The organism is Roseovarius nubinhibens ISM (assembly GCF_000152625.1).
GTDB classification, from domain to species: Bacteria; Pseudomonadota; Alphaproteobacteria; order Rhodobacterales; family Rhodobacteraceae; genus Roseovarius; species Roseovarius nubinhibens.
The window spans coordinates 2,216,885-2,238,507 of record NZ_CH724156.1; the positions used below are offsets into that span (position 1 = coordinate 2,216,885).

Annotated in this window: 15 protein-coding genes; 8 read left to right on the forward strand and 7 right to left on the reverse strand. The window is 64.3% G+C overall.

Going from position 1 to position 21,623, the window contains the following annotated elements; genetic code table 11:
* Window position 1: 1 nt before the first annotated feature.
* A complete protein-coding gene (locus ISM_RS10605) occupies window positions 2-928 on the reverse strand; it encodes a LysR family transcriptional regulator (RefSeq protein WP_009814159.1) in 927 nt (308 codons plus the stop codon).
* Between the two features lie 100 nt (window positions 929-1,028).
* A complete protein-coding gene (pdxR, locus tag ISM_RS10610; protein ID WP_009814160.1) occupies window positions 1,029-2,507 on the reverse strand; it encodes a MocR-like pyridoxine biosynthesis transcription factor PdxR in 1,479 nt (492 codons plus the stop codon).
* A gap of 187 nt (window positions 2,508-2,694) precedes the next feature.
* On the opposite strand from pdxR, the gene ISM_RS17735 reads away from it, so the two are divergent.
* On the forward strand, window positions 2,695-4,218 hold the full coding sequence (locus ISM_RS17735; protein ID WP_009814161.1) for a Hint domain-containing protein: 1,524 nt from the start codon (window positions 2,695-2,697) through the stop codon (window positions 4,216-4,218).
* Here the strand turns inward: ISM_RS17735 and ISM_RS10620 are convergent.
* Window positions 4,188-5,396 carry an aminopeptidase P family protein gene (locus ISM_RS10620; RefSeq protein WP_040618018.1) on the reverse strand — a complete coding sequence of 403 codons (1,209 nt, stop codon included), beginning with the start codon at window positions 5,394-5,396 and terminating at the stop codon, window positions 4,188-4,190. The two genes, ISM_RS17735 and ISM_RS10620, sit on opposite strands and share 31 nt — an antisense overlap.
* Window positions 5,397-5,565: 169 nt before the next feature.
* Here ISM_RS10620 and ISM_RS10625 point away from each other — a divergent pair, with 169 nt between their 5' ends.
* From ISM_RS10625 to ISM_RS10635, 3 genes are all read left to right on the forward strand, one after another.
* On the forward strand, window positions 5,566-6,546 hold the full coding sequence (locus ISM_RS10625; protein WP_040618470.1) for a P1 family peptidase: 981 nt from the start codon (window positions 5,566-5,568) through the stop codon (window positions 6,544-6,546).
* Window positions 6,547-6,660: 114 nt separating this feature from the next.
* Window positions 6,661-8,133: an NAD-dependent succinate-semialdehyde dehydrogenase gene (locus ISM_RS10630; RefSeq protein WP_040618471.1), complete on the forward strand. Its 1,473-nt coding sequence runs from the start codon at window positions 6,661-6,663 to the stop codon at window positions 8,131-8,133.
* A 216-nt stretch (window positions 8,134-8,349) separates the two neighbouring features.
* Complete coding sequence (locus tag ISM_RS10635; RefSeq protein WP_009814166.1) at window positions 8,350-9,903, forward strand: ABC transporter substrate-binding protein; 1,554 nt, start codon at window positions 8,350-8,352, stop codon at window positions 9,901-9,903.
* Between the two features lie 75 nt (window positions 9,904-9,978).
* Here ISM_RS10635 and ISM_RS10640 read toward each other — a convergent pair whose 3' ends face one another.
* Entirely contained in the window at window positions 9,979-11,751 is a 1,773-nt protein-coding gene (locus tag ISM_RS10640) for an SLC13 family permease (RefSeq protein WP_009814167.1), read from the reverse strand.
* A gap of 124 nt (window positions 11,752-11,875) precedes the next feature.
* On the opposite strand from ISM_RS10640, the gene ISM_RS10645 reads away from it, so the two are divergent.
* From ISM_RS10645 to ISM_RS10655, 3 genes are all read left to right on the forward strand, one after another.
* Window positions 11,876-12,616 carry a YebC/PmpR family DNA-binding transcriptional regulator gene (locus tag ISM_RS10645; RefSeq protein WP_009814168.1) on the forward strand — a complete coding sequence of 247 codons (741 nt, stop codon included), beginning with the start codon at window positions 11,876-11,878 and terminating at the stop codon, window positions 12,614-12,616.
* Window positions 12,617-12,731: 115 nt separating this feature from the next.
* Window positions 12,732-13,343 carry an HNH endonuclease gene (locus ISM_RS10650; protein ID WP_009814169.1) on the forward strand — a complete coding sequence of 204 codons (612 nt, stop codon included), beginning with the start codon at window positions 12,732-12,734 and terminating at the stop codon, window positions 13,341-13,343.
* 666 nt (window positions 13,344-14,009) lie between these two features.
* On the forward strand, window positions 14,010-15,509 hold the full coding sequence (locus ISM_RS10655; RefSeq protein WP_009814171.1) for an Hsp70 family protein: 1,500 nt from the start codon (window positions 14,010-14,012) through the stop codon (window positions 15,507-15,509).
* A gap of 111 nt (window positions 15,510-15,620) precedes the next feature.
* On the opposite strand, the gene ISM_RS10660 is transcribed toward ISM_RS10655, so the two are convergent.
* The 3 genes from ISM_RS10660 to ISM_RS10670 form a co-directional block, all read right to left on the reverse strand.
* Window positions 15,621-16,151 carry a bactofilin family protein gene (locus tag ISM_RS10660; RefSeq protein ID WP_009814172.1) on the reverse strand — a complete coding sequence of 177 codons (531 nt, stop codon included), beginning with the start codon at window positions 16,149-16,151 and terminating at the stop codon, window positions 15,621-15,623.
* Window positions 16,141-17,457, reverse strand: a complete 1,317-nt coding sequence (locus tag ISM_RS10665) for a M23 family metallopeptidase (protein WP_040618019.1) — start codon at window positions 17,455-17,457, stop codon at window positions 16,141-16,143. Before ISM_RS10665 ends, ISM_RS10660 begins: the two co-directional genes overlap by 11 nt.
* A gap of 257 nt (window positions 17,458-17,714) precedes the next feature.
* Window positions 17,715-18,188, reverse strand: a complete 474-nt coding sequence (locus tag ISM_RS10670) for a peroxiredoxin (RefSeq protein WP_009814174.1) — start codon at window positions 18,186-18,188, stop codon at window positions 17,715-17,717.
* Between the two features lie 81 nt (window positions 18,189-18,269).
* Between ISM_RS10670 and ISM_RS10675 the strand changes: the two genes are divergently transcribed.
* The gene (locus ISM_RS10675) at window positions 18,270-21,614 is read left to right on the forward strand and encodes a YhdP family protein (protein WP_009814175.1); all 3,345 of its coding nucleotides are present in this window, start codon (window positions 18,270-18,272) and stop codon (window positions 21,612-21,614) included.
* Window positions 21,615-21,623: the final 9 nt, after the last annotated feature.

The window sequence follows — 21,623 nt, forward strand, 5'->3', positions numbered from 1 at the left end:
ACTATCCAGCGTTTCCAAGGGTTTCGCTGTTTCGACTAGGCGAGATCATGCGCAAATCCTGCAAAACTTCCCCCTCCATCTGGGAGAGTTGTGACTGAACTGCAACAAGTGAGGCGAGCGCCCGACCGTGAATGTCCTCGTCAATGTCGTCCCGCCAGACCGACCAGATGGGAAATGGGAATCGGGGGGCGTCCGGCACGAGGTGCAGGCTGCCATCGTCGAGATAGGGCTTGATATAGCGCGCCGGCAGATAGGCCGCCTTGCCGCGCCCGCGCACATACTCCGCCGACATCGCGCCAAGCGACAGGCTCAGCCCCGGCTGCCCAAGCTCCGGCAGCTCGAGCCGATGCGCCTGCACGAACTCCGGCCCCCAGTCGACAAAGACGTAATCCTCGCCAAGCTCGCCCATCTCCGCCGGTCGCGCCGAGGCCAGCACAAGCGTCTCATCGGCGAGCTTATGGGCCGACAACCCGGCCCGCAGCTGCGGCGTATAGGTGAGAGCGACCTGAATCTGCCCCTCGGTGAGATAGCGGATCAACCGGTCCGGCATGCCAAGCTCGGCGCGGATGTTGAGCGCCGGCATCGTCTCTTGCAACGCATCGAGCCAGCGAAACCCGAGCCGCGGCCAGAGCGAATAATGCGCCCCGATGGTCAGCGATTTGGTATAGCCATCGGGCAGGCCGACATGCTGCCGCGCCTCCTCCCATATCTTGATGAGCGATAGCGCGTAGCGTTCGAACTCGCGCCCCGCCTGTGTCATCTCCGCCCCGGATTTCGACCGGGTGAACAGAGGTTTGCCAAGAGAATCCTCCAGCCGCTGTATCCGCAGGCTGACCGCCGATTGCGTCACAAAGAGACGCTCGCTCGCATTGATGAAGGATCCGGTGGACGCGACCTCGAGAAAGGTCCGCAAAAGCAGATTGTCCATGTGTCTTACCCATAATAATTACTCATCACTCGGGTAAGATTTATTCTTGGAAGCGCCGGTTGTTAGGGGAAAACGCGGCTCCGCACCTCACCGCCGCGCCTTAAGTGGCGCCGGGGCTTGCCGCCTGCCGCAACTGCCGGGCCAGGATGGCGATGCCATCGCGGATGCGCTCCGACGGGATCGAGGAATAGGCGAGCCGGTAATAGTTGCTCGGCGGGTCGGGGCGGTGAAAGAACGGCTTGCCCGGCTCGATGAGCACCCCTTGCTGGCGCAGGCTCGCGTCGAGCTCGGCGGTATCGACCCCTTCGGGCGCCCGCATCCAGATCGACGAGCCGCCGAAAATCCCCGTTCCCTCGATGTCGAGCCCATGCTGCGTCAGCGCCTCGACCATATGCGACCGACGCCGCGCATAGACCTGACCGGTGCGCCGGATGAGCGCATCGTAATGGCCCAGCGACAGGAAATAGGCCGCCGTGCGCTGCATATGTCCCGGCGGGTGGCGCAGCACCGAGGTCCGCAGCGCCCGCGCCTCGCGAATAAAGGGACGCGGCCCGACCATATAGCCAAGCCGCAGACCCGGAAAAATGGATTTGGAGAAACTGCCCACATAGATCACCCGCCCATCCTGATCGAGCGATTTGAGCGCCGGCGACGGCGCCCGCAAAAAGGACATCTCGAACTCGTAATCATCCTCAACGATGAGCGCATCCATGTCCCGCGCCTTGGCCAAAAGGGCATTGCGCCGCTCGAGCGGCATGGTCGCATTGGTCGGTGACTGGTGGCTCGGCGTGGTGAAAATCACATCCGCCCGGTCCGGCAGCGCCTCTGGCGGAAGCCCGTCACTGTCCACCGGCACCGCCGTCAGGTGACAGCGCGACTGCATGAGAATATCGCGCAGCGCGTGGAAACACGGGTCTTCGATCACCGCCGTGCGGCGCTGGGTCAACAGCACCTGCGCCGTGAGCCAGAGCGCGTTCTGCGCCCCCATGGTCACGAGGATCTCATCCGGCTCCGCCAGAATGCCGCGCCGGGGCAGGGTGTGGCGCAGGATGAACTCGACCAGCTTGGGATCGTCCTGATCATAGTAATCCGAGGTCAGCGCCCGGAAATCCTTTTGCCCTAGCGCGCGCAGCGCGCAATGCCGCCAATTGGCATGGTCAAAGAGCTTGGGGTCGGTCTGCCCATAGATGAACGGATAGGGGAAGGCGGCCCAGTTCTGCGGCTTTTCCGGCGTCGCCCCACCGGTATAGCGCCGGCCCAGCGCCCGCGACCAGTCGATCCCGTCCTGCCGCGCCTGCCGCAGCGGGAAATCCGGCGGCTCGGGCGCGTTGTCAGAGACGAAAAACCCCGATCGGTCCCGTGAAGTCAGGTAATCATTGGCCTGCAATTCCGTATAGGCCAGCGTCACGGTGATCCGGCTCACCCCGAGATGCGCCGCCAGCTTGCGCGACGAGGGCAGCTTTTCGCCCTTGTTGAACCGGCCCGATAGAATGCCTTCGGCGATCATCTGCTGAATGCGCGCCTGAAGCGTCCCTTCGCCATCGGGGGAGAGAAAGAATGTCTCGACCGGTATTGCCATAGATGCCGTTTAAACTGGACTTATAGAGATGGCAATCTGGCTGTGTCGTGTGAAGCACGCATTTGGCTGGACTCTGGAGAATGGAGAGCCAAACTTTGAAAAAGTTGTTCACGGAGTTAAACATAATCATCTCCCGGGAAATATGTGTGGGAGAAGTGTAAACAAATTGTACGAGTAGGGCTTTATTATGGCTTTTGGTGAGGCAGGCACCCTTGTTGCCAATTCCCCGACGGCAAACACGCCGATCACGGTTACACTGACCGACCCACTGACCAATCCGGTTTTCGCTTTTACGGCCACCCAGAATGGCTCCGATCCCTTTGTTCTGCGCGTTATCGACGAAACGCTCGATGCCGATGGCAATACCACGGCCTTCACCTTCATCATCGAAGAATGGGAATATAGCAACGGCGGGCACGAGACCAACGAGACGATCAACTGGCTCGCCATTGAGGAAGGGGTGCATACCTTGCCTGACGGACGGATCGTTGAGGCGGGGACGACGTCAGCCAACCACACCGACAGTGCGGTATCGCTCACGGGCGGGTTCACAGCGCCGCCGGTGGTGCTGACCTCGGTCATGTCCAACAATGACACGACAACGGTCGACAGCGATCCCCACGCCATCACCGCAAGCGGCTTCAACCTCCGGCTGCAAGAAGAAGAAGGGCAGAACGGCAGCCATTTGCAGGAGAGTGTCGGCTGGATCGCCATTCAGCCGGGCGGCTCTGCCTCCAGCGGCACGGCCAATTCCTTTACCGGTGTGGACGAAATCCCCGATACCTTGCCATTGGGCGATACATTTACCAATCCCGTCGTGCTGGGCGAAACCCAAACGTTGAATGGCCTGGATCCCGCGAGTGTGGTCATGTCAAACCCGACCAACTCCAATGTCCAGATGCATATTCAGGAGGAACAATCGGCGAATGCGGAAACCGACCACCTGAACGAAACCGTCGGCGTGGTGGCCTTTGAGAATGGGAAGATCCATTGCCTCGTGGCGGGCTGTTCGGTCAGCACACCGACAGGGGCGCGGCAGGTCGAAACGCTCCGCGAGGGGGATGAGGTCTCGCTGTGGCACGGCGGTCAAGCGATCTTGCGCAAGGTGCTGCACCGCAGGCTGAGTGCGGAGGCTCTGGCGCAAGACGCAAAGCTGGTGCCCGTGAAGATTGAGACCGGCGCGCTGGGGCAGGGGCTCCCGGAACGCGATCTTCTGGTCTCGCCCCAGCATCGCATGATGATCTCGTCACCCGTGGTTCAACGCATGTTCGACACCGACGAAATTCTCCTCCCGGCCCATCGGTTGGTCGGTCTGCCGGGGATCTCCTCGCTGGCGGAAGGCGTGGCCGAGATGCCGGAGATAACCTATTATCATCTGGTCCTGGACCGGCATGAGATCATCCTCGCCGAAGGTGCCCCGACCGAGAGCTTTTACCCCGGACCGCAAGCGCTCAGCTCTCTGAGCCGCGACCAGCGCGAAGAGTTCATCGCGCTCTTCCCCTGTCTCGCCCAAGGTATCCTGCCCTATCCTCCGGCCCGCCCGGTGCCCGAAGCGCGCCGCCAAAAGGCCCTCATCCGGCGTCTGGCCAAGAACCGCCAGTCGGCACTGGCGGCTCTCTCTCCTCGTCTTCGTCACCGGCAGGCCAAACCATGGCCCGCGCTTTTCGTCCCAAAGCCGGGTCAGCGGATAATATTGAACTCCGGCCCATAGGGGTAGCCGGTGATATTCTCGTTGCCGTCCTCGGTGATCACCAGAATATCATGCTCGCGGTAGCCGCCCGCCCCGGGCTGATCCGCCCCAAGGGTGAGCATCGGCTCCATCGAGATCACCATCCCCGGCTCGAGCACCGTGTCGATATCCTCGCGCAGCTCGAGCCCCGCCTCGCGCCCGTAATAGTGCGACAGCACGCCAAAGCTGTGACCATAGCCAAAGGTCCGGTATTGCAGCAGATCACGCTCCTCGAAAAACGCGTTGATCTGATGCGTCACCTCGGCACAGCTCACCCCGGGTTTGAGCAGCGACATGCCATATTCATGCGCCGCCACATTGGCCTCCCAGATCTTGCGCGAGGCGTCATCGACCTCGCCCACGAACATCGTCCGCTCGAGCGCCACATAATAGCCCGACACCATCGGAAAGGCATTGAGGCTGAGGATATCCTCCTGTTCGAGAACCCGCCCCGTCACCGGGTTATGCGCGCCATCGGTGTTGATCCCCGACTGAAACCAGACCCAGCTGTCGCGATATTCCGCATCGGGAAAGACCTTGGCAATCTCGCGCTCCATCGCATCTCGCCCGGCGATGGCCACCTCGATCTCGCTTGTGCCCACGCGCACCGCATCCTTGATCGCATAGCCGCCGACATCGGCGATGGCCGTGCATTTGCGGATGAGCGCGATCTCGGCCGGTGATTTCTGCATCCGCTGCCGCATCGTGCGCTCCGCCACATCGAGCGTCGCCGCAGGCCGCAGAAAATCCTCGAGCTTGTCGCGCTGCACCAGCGTCAGGTGATCGCCCTCATAGCCGACGACCGCGCCTTCGCCCGCCACCGACCGCACCGCGCGCCAGTAATTGTCGCGCTGCCAATCGGTATAGGTGATGTTGTCGCAAAACGACCGCCGCCACGGCTGGCCCGCGTCGATCCCGGCCGAAATCGTCACACAGTCGCTCTCGGTCACGACGAGCCCATAGGGCCGCCCGAAGGCGCAATAGAGAAACCCGGAATAATAGGCGATATTGTGCATCGAGGTGAGCACGACCGCGCCGATGCCCGCCTCCTCCATGATGGCGCGCAGCCCCTTGATACGCGCTTCATATTCTTCCACGGCAAAGGGCAGGGGTGCCTTTTGCCCGTTGTGGAACCGGTACATTTCAGGACGTGCAGTCATAGTGACCCTCCTAAGACAGAAGGTCCCGGCGTTCAGGACTGATTGGGATAAGGCCTTGCGGAGCGACGCCATCGCCCCATGCCCGGATGCTATGTTGCCCATCGCGCGGATTCTGGCAAGATGGTTTGCGACAGGGGGCAAAAATTTCCATGACCATCATTCCATGACCATCCGACCGGGACCGCGCAACGCCATCACCGATGTCGCCGGGCTGCGCGTCGGACAGGCACAGGACGACCGGATCAAGACCGGGGTGAGCGTACTTTTGGGCGATCGGCCCTTCACCGCCGGGGTGCATGTCATGGGCGGTGCACCCGGCACCCGCGAAACCGATCTGCTCGCCCCCGACAAGCTCGTCGAAGAGGTCGATGCGCTGGTGCTCTCCGGCGGCTCGGCCTTCGGGCTCGACGCGGCCTCGGGCGTGGCCGACGGGCTGCGCGCCATGGGGCGGGGCTTTGCCGTCGGCGATCAGCGGGTGCCGATTGTCCCCGGCGCGATCCTCTTTGACCTGCTCAATGGCGGCGACAAAAATTGGACCGACAACCCCTATAAGGCGTTGGGGCAGGCGGCGCTCGCGGCGGCCTCGCAGGACGTGGCGCTGGGCAGCCATGGCGCAGGCACCGGGGCCACCACCGCCAATCTCAAGGGCGGGCTCGGCACCGCCTCGCTTGTCCTGCCCTCGGGCCATACGGTCGGCGCGCTGGTCGCGGTCAACGCGCTGGGCTCTGTGGTGATGGGCGAAGGGCCGGAATTCTGGGCCGCGCCGTGGGAACTCGACGCAGAATTTGGCGGGTGCGGCGCGGGCACGCCGGACCTCTGGCCCGCCACCAAGCTCGGCCAGCATGAAAGCACCACCATCGCCATCGTCGCCACCGACGCGGCCCTGACCCAGGCCCAGGCGACCCGCATGGCCATCGCCGCCCATGACGGCTTTGCCCGCGCCATCGTGCCCGCGCATACGCCGATGGACGGCGATCTGGTCTTTGCCGCCGCGACCGGGGCGCGGCCCGTTGCGGGCGCGGCCGATCTTCTCGCGCTGGGCCATGCCGGGGCGATCACCATGGCCCGCGCCATCGCCCGCGCCATCCATGCCGCCACCGCCGCCCCCGGCGACACCCTGCCCACATGGCAGGCACGTTTCGGCAAATAGCCACCCGCGCCGCATTTGCCCCGCCGAGCGCCGCATTCTTGCAAGGGTCTTGCACTGGACAAGCCGCCTGCAACCTGATTTGGCTGTGCGGGAAGATTTTTACGGGAGAAAATGATGACTGACACGAACCTGAAATCGCTTCTGAAGGACCCCTCGCTTCTGGCTGAGAAATCCTATGTGAACGGCGAATGGATTGACGGCGAAGGCGGCACGTTCGACGTGACCAACCCGGCCCGTGGCGATGTCATCGCGCAAGTCACCGACCTGAGCCGCGCGCAAGTCTCCAAAGCCATCGACGCCGCTGTCACCGCCCAGAAAGACTGGGCGAGCTGGACCGGCAAGGAACGCGCCGCCGTGCTGCGCAAATGGTTCGACCTGATGATGGAAAACGCCGACGATCTGGCCACCATCCTCACCGCCGAACAGGGCAAGCCGCTGGCCGAGGCCAAGGGCGAGATCGCCTATGGCGCCTCCTTCTTCGAGTTTTTCGGCGAAGAGGCCAAACGCATCTACGGCGAAACCATCCCCGGCCATCAGCGCGACAAGCGGATCACCGTGATCAAACAGCCGATCGGCGTCGCCGCCTCGATCACGCCCTGGAACTTCCCCAACGCGATGATCACCCGCAAGGCCGCCCCGGCGCTCGCCGCGGGCTGTGCCTTTGTCGGCCGCCCGGCGGCGGAAACCCCGCTCTCGGCCACCGCCATGGCAGTGCTGGCCGAACGGGCCGGCGTGCCCGCGGGCGTGTTCAACATCGTGACCTCCTCGCGCTCGAGCGAGATCGGCAAGGAATTTTGCGAAAACCCCGGCATTCGCAAACTGACCTTCACCGGCTCCACCGAAGTGGGCCGCATCCTGCTCCGTCAGGCTGCCGATCAGGTGATGAAATGCTCGATGGAACTGGGCGGCAACGCGCCCTTCATCGTGTTTGACGATGCCGATCTCGACGCCGCGGTCGAAGGCGCGATCATGTGCAAATTCCGCAACAACGGCCAGACCTGCGTCTGCGCCAACCGGATCTATGTGCAGTCCGGTGTCTATGACGCCTTCTCCAAGAAACTCGCCGAGGCGGTCAGCAAGCTCAAGATCGGCGACGGTCTCGACGACGGCACGCAGCTCGGCCCGCTGATCAACTCGGACGCCATCACCAAGGTTCAGGAACATGTGGCCGACGCCAAGTCGAAAGGCGCCGAGGTCATCCTCGGCGGCGGCGAGCCGATGGAGGGCGAAGGCTACTTCCTGCCGCCGACCATCATCACCGGCGCGACCCAGGACATGGCTGTCGCCACCGACGAGACCTTTGGCCCGCTGGCGCCGCTGTTCAAATTCGACGATGTGGACGATGTGATCGCCATGGCCAATGACACGATCTTCGGTCTGGCGAGCTATTTCTACGCCAAGGATCTGAGCCGCGTCTACAAAGTGGCCGAGGCGCTCGAATATGGCATCGTTGGCGTCAACACCGGCATCATCTCGACCGAGGTCGCGCCCTTTGGCGGGGTCAAGCAATCGGGCCTTGGCCGCGAAGGCAGCCATCACGGCATCGAGGATTATCTCGAGATGAAATATATTTGCATGTCGGTGTGACCGACGCGCTGCCGTCGTAATACCGACGCGATACCGACCCTCCGCACGCCCGGCTTTTTGGCCGGGCGTGTCGCGTTTCGGCGGTCTCTCGCGCGCGGTCACAGACCCGTATCATTTGATGGCTAGACCTTACCCCGCGTCAGCGCCATGGTGGCGCCGAAGTCCGGGGCAGGGCCCTGTTGCGTGCCACCCCCGTAGCCAGTGAGGAGACCCATCATGACACATCTGTTCCAAACCCCGTCCCGCCGCAGCGTGCTGGCCGGCGGTGCCGCCCTCGGCCTCGCCACGATGACTGGCCTGCCCGGTCTCGCCCAGACCCCGAAACGCGGCGGCTCGATCCGTATCGCGATGGCCGAAGGCTCGAGCCAGGACACGCTAAACCCTTGGACTTACACCGATATCTATATGCTCTCGGTGGGGCTCGCGACCCATTCCACCCTGACCGAGATCGCCGCCGACGGCAGCCTCGTGGGCGATGCCGCGCTGAGCTGGGAAGGCTCCAACGGCGCCAAAACCTGGACCTTCAAACTGCGCCCCGAAGTGAGTTTTTCCGATGGCCGCAAACTCACCGCCGATGATGTCATCGCCTCGATCAAATACCACGCCGGCGAAGACAGCGGATCGAGCATGCGCTCCACCGCCGAAACCATCGCCGACTACCGCAAGGACGGCGACGACACGGTGATCTTCGAACTGATCGGCCCCAACGCCGATTTCCCGTATCTCATGGCCGATTACCACTTCCTCATGCTCCCCCTCGAGGACGGCCAAGTGAACTGGCGCGACTATATCGGCACCGGCGGCTATGTGCTCACCGACCACGATCCCGGCGTCCGCACCCTGCTCACCCGCCGCGACGATTACTGGAAGTCTGACCGCGCCTGGTTCGATGAGATCGAGATCCTCTATGTCGGCGACGTTTCGGCCCGCACCAACGCGCTCCAAACTGGCGAGATGGACATCATCAGCCGCGTCGATCTCAAGACGATCAACCTGCTGGAAAGAATGCCGAATATCAACGTGGTCGAGGCCACGGGCTTCCTGCATTACACCTTCCCGATGAACACCACCGCAGCACCTTTCGACAACAAGGACCTGCGGCTCGCGCTGAAATACGGCATCAACCGCGAGGCCATGGTGCAGACCATCCTCAACGGGCGCGGCGCCATCGGCAATGATCACCCGATCGCCCCCAAGATGCCCTATCACGACGGCTCCATCGAACAGCGCGCCTATGACCCCGACAAGGCCAAGTTCCACCTGAAAAAGGCGGGCTACGACAGCATCGACATCTCCTGTTCGGCGGCCGACGCGGCCTTTTCCGGCGCGGTCGATGCCACGGTGCTCTACAAGGAACATCTCGCCCCTGCCGGCATCAACCTGACTGTCGACCGCCGCCCGAGCGATGGCTATTGGTCGGATGTCTGGATGAAGAAACCCTTCCTCGCCTCCTATTGGGGCGGCCGCCCGACCTGCGACTGGATGTTCAGCACCGGCTACGCGGCCGACGCCAAATGGAACGACACATTCTGGCAAAATGACCGGTTCAACGAGCTGCTGATCAAGGCCCGGGGCGAGCTCGACGAGGCTCTGCGCGCCGAGATGTATGGCGAAATGCAGCGCCTCGTGCGCGACGATGGCGGCGCGCTGGTCTGGGGGTTTGGCAACTATATCTTCGCCACCACCAACAAGATCGCCCATGGTCCCGAGGTCGCCTCGAACTGGGAGCTCGACGGCGGCCGCTGGGCCGAACGCTGGTGGGTTGCCTGATCGCTCAGGCCTCTTTCTGGTCAAAAATACCCCGGCCGGACCTCTCCACGAGGGACCGGCCGGGCCAAGGTCGCGCTAGAGCGGCCACACCACGAGGATCGCCGGGATCGACACTGCGATGACGATCACTTCAAGCGGCAGCCCCATCCGCCAGTAATCGCCAAAACGATAGCCGCCGGGGCCGAGGATGAGCGTGTTGTTCTTATGCCCGATGGGCGTGAGAAAGGCCGAGGAGGCCGCAATCGCCACCGCCATCAGGAACGGGTCGGGCGACACGTCGAGCGCCTGCGCCATCTGGATGCCCACAGGGGCCGCGACAATCGTCGTCGCCGTGTTGTTGAGCACATCCGACAGGCTCATCGTCACCACCATCAGCACCGTCAGAATGGCCCAGGCCGGCAGCCCCGCGGTGAGACTGATCAGCCCGCCAGAAATGAGCTCGGTCCCTCCCGAGGTCTCGAGCGCCGCGCCGAGCGGGATCATCGAGCCGAGCAGCACCACCACCGGCCATTCGATATGATCATAGAGCTCCTTGATCGGCACGATCCCGGTGAGCACATAGGCCACCACCACGAGGCCCAGCGCGATGGGCAGGTAGATGAGGCCAAAGCTCGCAGCCGCCACCGCCCCGGCAAAGAGCCCGATGGCGAGCCAGGTCTTGCTGTTTTGGGTCACGGCAAGCCCGCGATCGGCCAGCGGCAGCGCCCCCAGCCAATTGGCCACATCGCCGCCGCGATCCTTGGGCACAAGAATAAGAAGGATATCGCCCGCCTCGATCGGCGTGCGCCGCATATGCGAGGTGATCTTGCGCCCCTGACGGGAAATCCCCATCAAAACAGAGCGTTGCCGCCAATGGAGGCCAAGGCTGAGGGCGCTCTTGCCGATGATATGGGCGTTTTGCGGCACCACCAGTTCCACCACGTCGAGCCCTTCGCCCGCCGCCTGCAGCATCTCTTCGCGGTCCGCGTCGGAAAAGGCGAGGTTGAGCGCGGTGCGAAACTCGTCCAGCGCCTCTGGCACCGCCTCGAGCACCAGCGTATCGCCCGCCCGCAACACCGCGTTGCGGGCCCGCCCATAGAGCCGCTTGCCCTCGCGCACGATGCCCAGAAGCGCCACATCGGATTTATGCGCCGTCTCATCCAGCTCGCCAAGCCGCTGCCCGATGAGCTTGCTGTCCTCCGGCACGGTCAGCTCGGCCACATATTGCGCGATGTCCGAGGCGTCGAGCGTGGCGTCGTCCCGCGAGGGGATCAGCCGCCAGCCGATCAGCGCCACAAAGGCCAGACCGGCCAGCGCCGCCACCGCGCCCACCGGGGCGAAATCGAACATGGCAAAGGGCGCGCCGAGGCTTTCTTCGCGAATGGCCGCGATGATGATATTGGGCGGCGTCCCGATGAGCGTCACCATGCCGCCAAGGATCGTGGCAAAGCTCAGCGGCATGAGCGACAGCCCCGGTGAGCGCCCGGCCTTGCGCGCTGTCTGCACATCGACCGGCATCAAGAGCGCAAGCGCTGCGACGTTGTTCATAAAGGCCGACAGCACCCCGCCAACCCCGCCCATCAGCGCGATATGGGCGCCCAAGCTGCGCGAGCTGTCGACAAGCGTCCGGGTGATGAGAAACACCGCCCCCGACCGCATCAGACCGGCCGAGACCACCAGCACCAGCGCCACGATGATGGTCGCCGGATGGCCAAAGCCCGCGAAGACGCCATCGACCGGCACCACCCCGAGCACCACCCCCGCCATAAGCGCGGTGAAAGCCACGAGATCATAACGCCAGCGCCCCCAGAGCAAGAGCGCGAAAACGGCGGCGAAAAGCGAGAAGAGAATGATCTGGTCAGCGGTCATGATCGAGTCCTTGAGGGCTCTGCCGAGCCAAGCGGAAAGCGCGTGAAAACGCAACCGGCTTGCGGCCCTTGGCCCGGGTGATCTATATGGGGCGAAATTGCATCAATGTCACCGGAGTCTTCTCATGGCAGGCCATTCCAAATGGGCCAACATCCAGCACCGCAAGGGGCGTCAGGATGCGGCCCGGTCCAAACTGTTCTCGAAGCTGGCCAAGGAGATCACCGTGGCCGCCAAGATGGGCGACCCGGACCCCGAGAAAAACCCGCGGCTGCGGCTCGCGGTGAAAGAGGCCAAGTCGAGCTCGGTTCCCAAGGATGTCATTGAACGCGCTATCAAAAAAGCGATTGGTGGCGAGGCCGAGGATTACGAGGAAATCCGCTATGAGGGCTATGGGCCCAATGGCGTGGCGGTGATCGTCGAAGCGATGACCGACAACCGCAATCGCACCGCGAGCAATGTCCGCTCGACCTTCTCCAAGAACGGCGGTAACCTTGGCGAGACCGGTAGCGTCGGCTTCATGTTCGAGCGCAAGGGCGAGATCAGCTATGCCGCCGAGATCGGCGATGCCGACACGGTGATGATGGCCGCGATCGAGGCCGGTGCCGAGGATGTCGAAAGTTCGGAAGACGGCCATATCATCTGGTGCGCGGATACCGACCTCAACGAGGTGGCGGGCGCGCTCGAAGGTGAGCTGGGCGAAAGTGACTCGACCAAGCTGGTGTGGAAACCCACCACCACGACCGAGATGGATCTCGACGGGATGCAGAAGCTGATGAAGCTCATCGAGGCGCTTGAAGATGACGATGACGTGCAGCGCGTCACCGCCAATTTCGAAGCCTCCGACGAGGTGATGGAGCAACTCTGAACGGCGTCGCCGTTCCGTCATCACCCCGTCACATGCCTGTCATTTGATCCCGGTATCCGGTGGGTGCATCTGGTGTCTTGCCAGATCGCAAACACCGGATATAGTTACCCTATACATGGGGATCAGGATCATGACCGTGATGGAGCGCAGCGATTTCAGAACCGAGTTTGTCCGAAGTCCGGGCGCGCTCCGGGATCATCCGGCGCTGGTGCTGAATGCCGATTACCGACCGCTGAGCTACTATCCCTTGTCGCTCTGGTCCTGGCAGGAGGCGATCAAGGCGGCCTGGCTCGACAGGGTGGATATCGTCGCCGAATATGACCATTGGGTCCGGTCCCCGAGCACCGAGATCAGGATCCCGTCGGTCATCGTTCTCAAGGATTATGTACAACCTCAAAAGCGCGTGGCCTTCACGCGCTTTAATCTTTTTTTACGGGACGAATTCCGCTGTCAGTACTGTGGCACCAAGGGCGATCTGACCTTCGATCACGTGGTGCCGCGGGCGGCGGGGGGGATCACCAGCTGGGAAAATGTGGTCGCCGCCTGTTCGCCCTGCAACCTGCGCAAAGGGTCGAAAAGCCTGCGCCGGGCGGGCATGTCGCTGCGCAAGCCGCCGCGGGCGCCGGCCTCGGATGAGCTGCGCAACACGGGCCGGAAATTCCCGCCGAACCACCTGCATGAGAGCTGGCTCGACTTCCTTTATTGGGATGCAGAGCTCGAGGCGTGATTCGGGGTGTTAACCCGTTGAAATTGTAAGAAAACGAACATTCGGTAACGCGTCGGCATCACGTCGGTATCGCGACAGTATGGATGTTGGGAAATGGCCCGATTGGCCAAGGTAAACGCCCCGTACGCAACGGTTTTTTAACATCTCGACCGTACGGTGGGGTCAGAGTTCAGTCATGCAAGGAGACACCACAACCCCGCCATTTGGCGCAGAAGCTTTCGACCCGGTGACGCAGCACCCCCTCCGGGTTCAGAATGAAAAAACTGCGGCAGCTGAACTTGCGCGCGCGCACCGCCATCGCGCCGGGAGGCAGCTGACCGAGCCAGAAATCGACCTCGGATTGGGATCAGAGGGCGACCGTAGCGGAGTGACCACCGGGGCGGCGTGTGGTTTGGTAGATTATTACGATGCGGTCGTTTGACCGAGGGGCCTTTGGGGCTCCTGCGCGGATGAGCGGTTCAAGATGCTCGGCTCATGATGCGCGATTCAAGATGCTTGGCTTAGGGTCCCCGATGCGCGGTTAAAGACCCTCGGTGCGCGGCCTAAGGCCCCCGGCTCAAGCGGGGGCTTTGGACCGGTGGCCGTTGGTTGACCTTTGCCTTGGTTGACCTTTGCGCTGTGCTTGCCTAGACGCGGCCTTTCGCGTGGTGCAGTGGAGGGCGGCAGATGGGGCAGGCGGCAGAAGGATCGACAGGCGTGACGGCGACTGCGCCGGTCGCAGCGACGGCGTCCGGCACAGCAATTGGCGCGGCGTCGGCGGCGGGTGCGGCGAAAGTGGTAGGCGCAGCGACGGCGGCAGACGCAACGACGGCGGCAGGCGAAGCGAAGGTGGCAGACGCAGTGACGGTGAGCGCGACGACGGTGGCAGGCGCTGCGACGACGGCGAGCGCCGCGACGTCAGAGAGTGCGGCGACGGCGACGGGCGCGGCGGGGCCGGTGCTTGGGGTCGATTTCGGCACGTCCAACTCGGCGGCGGGCTATCTGGTCGAGGGCCAGCCGCGGTTGATCGAGATGGCGCCGGGGGAGGTGACCTTGCCGAGCACGTTCTTTTTCGACTTTGAGAGCCGCGAGACGCTCTTGGGCGAGCCTGCCAATCAGGCGTTGCTCAATGGGGATGAGGGGCGGTTCATGCGGGCGCTCAAACGGGTGCTTGGCACGCCGCTCATGCATGAGAAGCGCCAGCTTCTGAACCGGCAGGTGACATTTGTCGAGATCATCGGAGGCTTTCTGGCCGAGATCAAAGCGCGGGCCGAGCGGGAGACGGGGCTGCGGTTCGACGCGGTGCTGTCGGGGCGGCCGGTGGTGTTTCACGGGGTGGATGACCCGCGCGAGGCGCAGGCCGAGGCGGATCTGCGTGCCTGTTACGAGGCGGCGGGGTTTGCCCAGGTGCAGTTCATGGCCGAGCCGGAGGCGGCGGCGATTGCCAGCGGCGCGCTGGAGCGGGCGGGCGAGACCGGGCTTATCGTCGATATCGGCGGCGGCACTTCGGATTTCTCGGTGTTCCGCACCGGGGAAACTGGCGTCGAGATTCTGGCCAATCACGGGGTGCGGATCGGCGGCACGGATTTCGACCGCAGCCTGAGCATCGACCATGTGATGCCGCTCTTGGGGCGGGGCAGCCAGCTGCGCAAAGTGCTGGGCGACGAGACCACGCCGATGCCGCAGCAGATCTTCAACGATCTGGCGACATGGGAGAAAATCCCGTTTCTCTATACGCCGTCGAACCGGCGGGCCGTGCAGGACATGCAGCGGCTGGCCTGCGCGCCGGACCGGCTGGCGCGGCTCTTGGCGGTGCTCGAGGATGAGCTGGGCCATGATCTGGCCTTTGCGGTGGAGCGCGGCAAGATCGCGGCCAATGCAGGGGCGGGCGACGCGCGGATCGATCTCGGCATTCTCGAGCGCGGGCTCGATGCCGGGCTGCCACCCGAGGCGCTGGCGCAGAGCCTCGCGCCGCATGGCCAGGCGCTGCACCGTGGGGTGACGGAAACACTGGCGCTGGCCGGGCGGCGCGCGGATGAGATCGAGCGGGTGATCTATGTCGGCGGCTCGAGCCTGATGAATGTGGTGCCACAGGTGATGCGGGCGCTGATGCCCGGGGCCGACCATGTCTATCGCGACGTGTTCACCGCCGTCACCGATGGGCTGGCCATCGCGGCGGGGCGGTAAGTCACGAATGATAGGCCATGAAAAAGGCGCCGCTGCCGGGGGCAGGGCGCCTGATGTCTTGAGCGCGGCAAGCGGGCCGCGGGGTGCTGCGCCCCGCGGGGCGAGCCTCGGTCAGTGACCGGCGGGTGTCGCGGGGGCGGCGGCGGCGGCCGGAGCCTGACCCGACTTGGGCTTGCCGTTGAGCGGGTCGTCCTGACGCTGCACGGAGCCTTCGAAATGGGCGCCCGATTCGATCGCGATGGTCTTGTGGATGATGTCGCCTTCGACCCGTGCGGTCGAGGTCAGGCGGACCTTGAGGCCGCGCACGCGGCCGACGATACGGCCGTTGATCACCACGTCATCGGCGATCACTTCGCCCTTGATGGTGGCGCCTTCGCCGATGGTCAGCAGATGGGCGCGAATGTCGCCTTCCACGGTGCCTTCGACCTGAATGTCGCCGGTGGTCTTGAGGTTGCCCGAGACGTGCAGATCGGAGGACAGCACCGATGCGGGCGGTTTCGCCTTGGGCGCGGAAGCCTTGAATTCGCTCGGCGCGGCCTGCGGTGCGGCGGGTTTCGCCATGTCGGGGCCCTTGTCGGTCTTGGGCGCCGAAGAATCGGCAGGTTTCGGGCTCGGGTCGTTGATTTTGCTCTTAGAAAACATCTCGTGCAGCCTTGATGTAGATCATGGGGTTGATGGGCTTGCCGCCAACGCGGACTTCGTAGTGTAGGTGGGTCCCGGTCGAACGTCCAGTGTTACCCATAGCAGCAATCTTCTGCCCGCGCGATACCCTTTGCCCCATGGTCACAAAGAGCTTGGAGTTGTGGGCATAGCGGGTTTCGATGCCGAAATCATGTTGGATTTTAACCAGTCGTCCATAGCCCGATTGCCAGCCGGCATGGGTCACGACCCCGTCGGCGGTAGAGTGGATCGGCGTGCCATGGGCGGCGGCGAAATCGGTGCCGTTGTGCATCCGGCCCCAGCGCATCCCGAAGCCCGAGGTGAAGCGGAACGAGCCTTTGACGGGGACGTCGAAGGGCGCGCGCTGGGCGGCGAGGCGGTAGAGGTTGAGCCGGTCGAGCTGATTGAGGATCGCATTGGCGCGGTCGGCGTCGGGCGAGGGCGCGCCGCCGCTGGTGGAGAGCGACAGGGGCGTCAGCGGGCCGCCCTGGCCGGAATAGCCTTTGCGCACCGTGTTGAGCAGCGAGTCGGTGTTGAGACCGGCCTTGCGGAACATCTTGTCGAGCGGTTCGACGGAGATGGTCATCGCGTCCTCAAGCCGGCTGAAGATCTGGTCGTTCTGGTCCTGCAGCAGGCGCATTTCATAGGCCATATCCTCGGCCATCTGGAGCGCGTCCTTGGCGTCGGCGATCACCTGGTCACGCTCGGCGGCGGTGTCGGCGAGGGCGGCGGCCACGAAATCGAGCGCCTGCGTCTGGTCGCCGTCCGTGCTGGCAAGCTGGGTCGGGTTCTGGCCATCGGCGGCCTCGGTGAGCTGGGCCACCTGATCGCGGGCGCTGTCGCGTTCCTTCATGGTGCGGCGCAGCGTCGCCTGGATCACGTCGATGCCTTTTTCCATCTCGCGGCGGCGGGTTTCCGAGGTCAACAATTCGGATTGCATGATCGAGACCTGGGCCAGCACGGCGTTGAACCGTTCCTGCGCCTCGCGGGCCTCTTTGGCGCGCATGTCGCGTTCGGAGGAGAGCGTGTTGAGCCGTTCTTCGTAGATCCGCTGATCGCGTTTCGCCTGTTCGCGGAAATTGCCCGAGCCGATGCTGTCCATCAGCAGGATCGCGGTGGCGATGATCGTCCAGGAGATGACCAGCGACGCCCCCGAGAAGGCGAGAAGCTGGGACCCCGGTTTCAGCCGGATGAACCGCGTGTCGGTGTCCGAGCGCAGAAAGATCCTGCGTTCGGGGAAATACCTCTCGAGGAGGGTGTGAAGCCGGATTGCCAAACGTGTCCGCAAAAACTCGTCCTTATCTTGTCCTTCCCATGCGCGCCTGTTTCTCGGGGTGACGGGCTGCGCCGGGATTGCTTAGCCGCTCGGGTAGCCTCTGGGCAAGAAATTTGCCAGCCTTGGGCCCCTGAGCCTGGGCCAAACACCGCCTAATGGCGAAATATTGCCGATGAGCAACGGTTTGCCGCCTGCTTTGCATGTGACGGGCGAAGCAGGCGGCGGCGGCCCTTTGGCGGTGTTGGCGCGGGGCTGCGCCGTCGCGCGGCTCAGAGAACCCGTGCGGCGTCGAGCACCTCTTGGGCGTGACCGGCGACCTTGACCTTGGGCCAGACGCGGGCCACCCGGCCATTGCCATCGAGCAGGAATGTGCTGCGCACGATGCCCATGAAAGTTTTCCCATACATCTTTTTTTCCTGCCAGACGCCGTAGCGTTCGCAAGTGTCACCGGCCTCGTCCGACAGGAGCGGCAGGCGCAGCTCTTTCTTGGCGACAAAGCGGTCATGGCTGGCCACGCTGTCCTTGGAGATGCCGAAGACCCGCACCCCGGCGGCGGCAAAGGCGTCGGCCAGCGCCGAGAACTCGGTCGCCTCGGTGGTGCAACCGGGGGTCATGTCGCGGGGGTAGAAGAAGAGCACGACTGGGCTTGGCCGCTGGTCGCTCAGCCGAATTTCATCGCCACCGTCGCGGGGTAGTGTAAAATCCGGGGCGATGTCGCCGATCACGAGACTGTTTTCGGGCATGTTTGATCCTCCTTGTTGCGGGGCCACTTGTCCGATTGTGACTTTCAAATTAGGGCGCATGGGGCAAGACTGAAAGCACCGATGACAGATCAGGACACCGCCACGCCAGAGCCCAAGGACCGGCCGCCCCGCCAAAGGCGTCGCCGCAGGATCGGGCTGTGGTCGATGATCAGCGTCGCGGTGCTGATGCTGGCGGCGGCGGGGGTGATGCTGTCGCTGATGGGCACGCCGGTCACGGTGCCGGATTGGCTGCGCGTCAAGGTGGTCGAGCGGCTCAACCGCGATGCCGGGCCGGTGCGCATCGATCTCGGCCGGGCGGTGGTGATGGTCGAAGAGGGCTGGACCCCGCGGCTGCGGCTGCATGATGTGCGGTTCAGCCATCGCGACAGCGGCGCGCCGATTGCGGCGGTGTCGCGGGTGAGCGGCGTGCTGGCGATGGAGCCGTTGCTGCGCGGCGAGCTGCGTCCCAAGCGGGTGCGGCTTGGCGGCGCGCATCTGTCGCTGCGCCGCGACGAGGACGGGGCGATTGACCTCGCGCTTGGCGGCGCGCGGGCGGTGGCGATTGCCGAGGTGGTGGCCTCGATCGACATGGCGTTGCAGACCCCGGCGCTCAGCCAGTTGACGGATGTCAGCGCCGACAATGTCACGCTGCGCTATGAGGATGCGCGGGCGGGGCGGGCGTGGAATGTCGATGGCGGGCGGATCGGGCTCAGCCGCGAGGGCGATGCGCTGCGGCTGCGCGGCGATTTCTCGCTCTTGGGGGCGCGGGATTACGCGACCAATCTCGAGCTCGGCTTTTCCAGCCGCATTGGCGAGAGCGCCGCGCAGCTGTCCATTCTGGTGGAGGATATGCCCGCCGATGAGATTGCCGGGCAATCGCCCGCGCTGGCGTGGCTCGGGGCGCTGGAGGCGCCGATTTCCGGGGCGCTGCGGGTGGCGGTGGACAAGGTCGGCGGGCTTGGCCCGCTCGATGCGAGCCTGCATATCGGGCAGGGCGTTCTCAAACCCAATGACGCGGTCAAGCCGGTGGGGTTTTCCTCGGCGCGGGCCTATTTCACCTATACGCCGCAGAGCCAGACCATCCGGTTTACCGAGCTCAGCCTCGACAGCAAATGGGGGCGGTTGCGGGCCGAGGGGCAGGCGCTCTTGGTGGGCGCCGAGAGCGGCTGGCCCACCGAGCTGCAATCGCAGATCCGGCTGCGCGATATCGTGGTCAACCCGGCGGGCTATTACCCCGAGCCGATCGCGCTCGATGGGGTGAATGCGACGATGCGGCTCAAGCTCGATCCGTTCGAGCTGTCGCTGGGCGAGCTGGTGCTGCGCGATCTCGGGCAGCGGCTGGTGATGCGCGGCACGCTGAGCGCGGTCGAGGCGGGTTGGGACGTGGTGCTCGATGGCGAGATGGACGGGCTCAGCCATGAGCGGCTGTTGCAGCTCTGGCCCGAGGCGGTCAAGGAAAACACCCGCCGCTGGGTCGCCGAGAATGTGAGCGCCGGTGAGCTGAGCGATATTCAGCTGGCGGTGCGGCTGCATCCGGATGCGCCGCCGGGGGTCCATCTCAACTTTGCCTATAGCGGGTTGCAGACGCAATTCGTGAAGGGGATGCCGCCCATCGAGGAGGCGTCGGGCATGGCGTCGCTTTATGGTGACCGCTTTGCCATTGCCGCCGATGCCGGGTTTGTCACGGCGGCGCAGGGCGGCAAGATCGACATTGCGGGCACCAGTTTCATCGTGCCGGATGTGACCATCGAACGCGGCCCGGCGCTGGCCAAGCTCAAGCTCGACAGTTCGATCACGGCGGCGCTGTCGCTGCTCGATTCCGAGCCTTTGCATCTTTTGCAGAAGGCCGAGCAGTCGGTTGATCTGGCCGAAGGGCGGGCGCAGCTCGAGGGGCAGCTCGATTTCCTGTTGAAGAAGAAGCTCGCGCCCGAGGATATCGTCTATGCGATGCGCGGGCATCTGCATGATGTCCATAGCGATACGCTCGTCGAGGGGCGGGAGTTGCGGGCCGAGACGCTCGATCTGGCGGCCGATCCCGATGGGATCGCGGTGAGCGGGCAGGCGCGGCTCGGTCAGGTGGCGGTCAATGGCACATGGCGCAGCGCCTTTGGCGAGGAGGCGGGCGGCAGAAGTCAGGTCAGCGGCAAGATCACCCTGTCGCAGGATTTCGTCGAAGAGTTCGGCATTGATCTGCCTGCGGGCAGTGTCAGCGGCCAGTCGCAGGCCGATCTCAGCCTGAGCCTCAACAAGAATAAGGGCGGCAGTTTCTCGATTGCGTCAAACCTGCAGGGGCTTGGGCTGCGGCTCGATCAGCTGAGCTGGGTCAAGCCGGCGGGGACCGGCGGCAGCCTGCGGATCGAGGGCCAGCTTGGCACGCCGCCGCGGATCGACGTGATCGCGCTCGAGGCGGCGGGGCTGTCGGCGCGGGGCAAGATCAGCCTGCGCCCGGATGGCCAGTTGCAGCGGGCGGATTTCGCGCAGGTGCGGCTTGGCAATTGGCTCAACGCGCCGGTGTCGCTGGTGGGGCGTGGCGCGGGGGCGACGCCGGAGGTGCAGGTGACCGGCGGCACGGTCGATCTGCGGCAGACCTCGCTCAGCTCCGGGCCGGGCAGTGCCAGCCGCAAGGGCGCGCCGGTGACGCTGCGGCTCGACCGGTTGACGATTTCGGAAGGCATCGCGCTGGCGCCGTTCAACGCCAATCTCAACACCTCGGGCGGCACCAGCGGGCAGTTTTCGGGCCGCGTCAATGGTGGCGCGCAGGTGAGCGGGACGATCATTCCGGAGAAGGGGCGCAGCGCCTTTCGCATCGTGTCGAACAATGCGGGCGGGGTTCTTGGCTCGGCGGGGTTGCTGAAACAGGCGCGGGGCGGGTCGATGGAGCTTATCCTGCGGCCGGCGCCGCAGGCGGGAACCTATAATGGGCGGCTCGATGCGTCGAATGTCTGGCTTACCGATGCGCCGGCGATGGCGGCGCTGTTGAGCTCGCTCAGCGTGGTCGGGCTGGTGGAGCAGATGTCCGGCAATGGCATCCATTTCGGCGAGGTGGCCGCCGATTTCAGCCTCAGCCCCGATCTGCTCACCCTCTACAAGAGCCGGGCGGTGGGCGCGTCCATGGGGATCACCATGGATGGCTATTACCATATGAACAATTCGCAGATGGACATGCAGGGGGTGATCTCGCCGCTCTATCTGGTGAACGGGATCGGCGGCATTCTGACCCGCAAGGGCGAGGGGCTTATCGGGTTCAACTACAAGCTCAAGGGGTCGGCCGCGCAGCCCAATGTGCGGATTTTGCCGCTCACCATCTTCACACCCGGCATGTTTCGCAACATATTCCGCCGCGCGCCGCCCGGGGTCGAACGGGCCGCGGACCGCGAAGAGCGCAAGGCGAAAAATCCCGATCTCAGCTCGAACCGCGACCGCTAGGGTCGGGCG

Excerpts from the sequence above, each read along its gene's own strand:
- ISM_RS10675 (WP_009814175.1), top strand. The coding sequence starts at position 18,270 with ATGACAGATCAGGACACCGCCACGCCAGAGCCCAAGGACCGGCCGCCC.
- ISM_RS10640 (WP_009814167.1), bottom strand. The coding sequence starts at position 11,751 with ATGACCGCTGACCAGATCATTCTCTTCTCGCTTTTCGCCGCCGTTTTC.
- ISM_RS10655 (WP_009814171.1), top strand. The coding sequence starts at position 14,010 with ATGGGGCAGGCGGCAGAAGGATCGACAGGCGTGACGGCGACTGCGCCG.
- pdxR (WP_009814160.1), bottom strand. The coding sequence starts at position 2,507 with ATGGCAATACCGGTCGAGACATTCTTTCTCTCCCCCGATGGCGAAGGG.
- ISM_RS10660 (WP_009814172.1), bottom strand. The coding sequence starts at position 16,151 with ATGTTTTCTAAGAGCAAAATCAACGACCCGAGCCCGAAACCTGCCGAT.
- ISM_RS17735 (WP_009814161.1), top strand. The coding sequence starts at position 2,695 with ATGGCTTTTGGTGAGGCAGGCACCCTTGTTGCCAATTCCCCGACGGCA.
- ISM_RS10605 (WP_009814159.1), bottom strand. The coding sequence starts at position 928 with ATGGACAATCTGCTTTTGCGGACCTTTCTCGAGGTCGCGTCCACCGGA.
- ISM_RS10620 (WP_040618018.1), bottom strand. The coding sequence starts at position 5,396 with ATGACTGCACGTCCTGAAATGTACCGGTTCCACAACGGGCAAAAGGCA.
- ISM_RS10635 (WP_009814166.1), top strand. The coding sequence starts at position 8,350 with ATGACACATCTGTTCCAAACCCCGTCCCGCCGCAGCGTGCTGGCCGGC.
- ISM_RS10650 (WP_009814169.1), top strand. The coding sequence starts at position 12,732 with ATGGGGATCAGGATCATGACCGTGATGGAGCGCAGCGATTTCAGAACC.
- ISM_RS10645 (WP_009814168.1), top strand. The coding sequence starts at position 11,876 with ATGGCAGGCCATTCCAAATGGGCCAACATCCAGCACCGCAAGGGGCGT.
- ISM_RS10630 (WP_040618471.1), top strand. The coding sequence starts at position 6,661 with ATGACTGACACGAACCTGAAATCGCTTCTGAAGGACCCCTCGCTTCTG.
- ISM_RS10670 (WP_009814174.1), bottom strand. The coding sequence starts at position 18,188 with ATGCCCGAAAACAGTCTCGTGATCGGCGACATCGCCCCGGATTTTACA.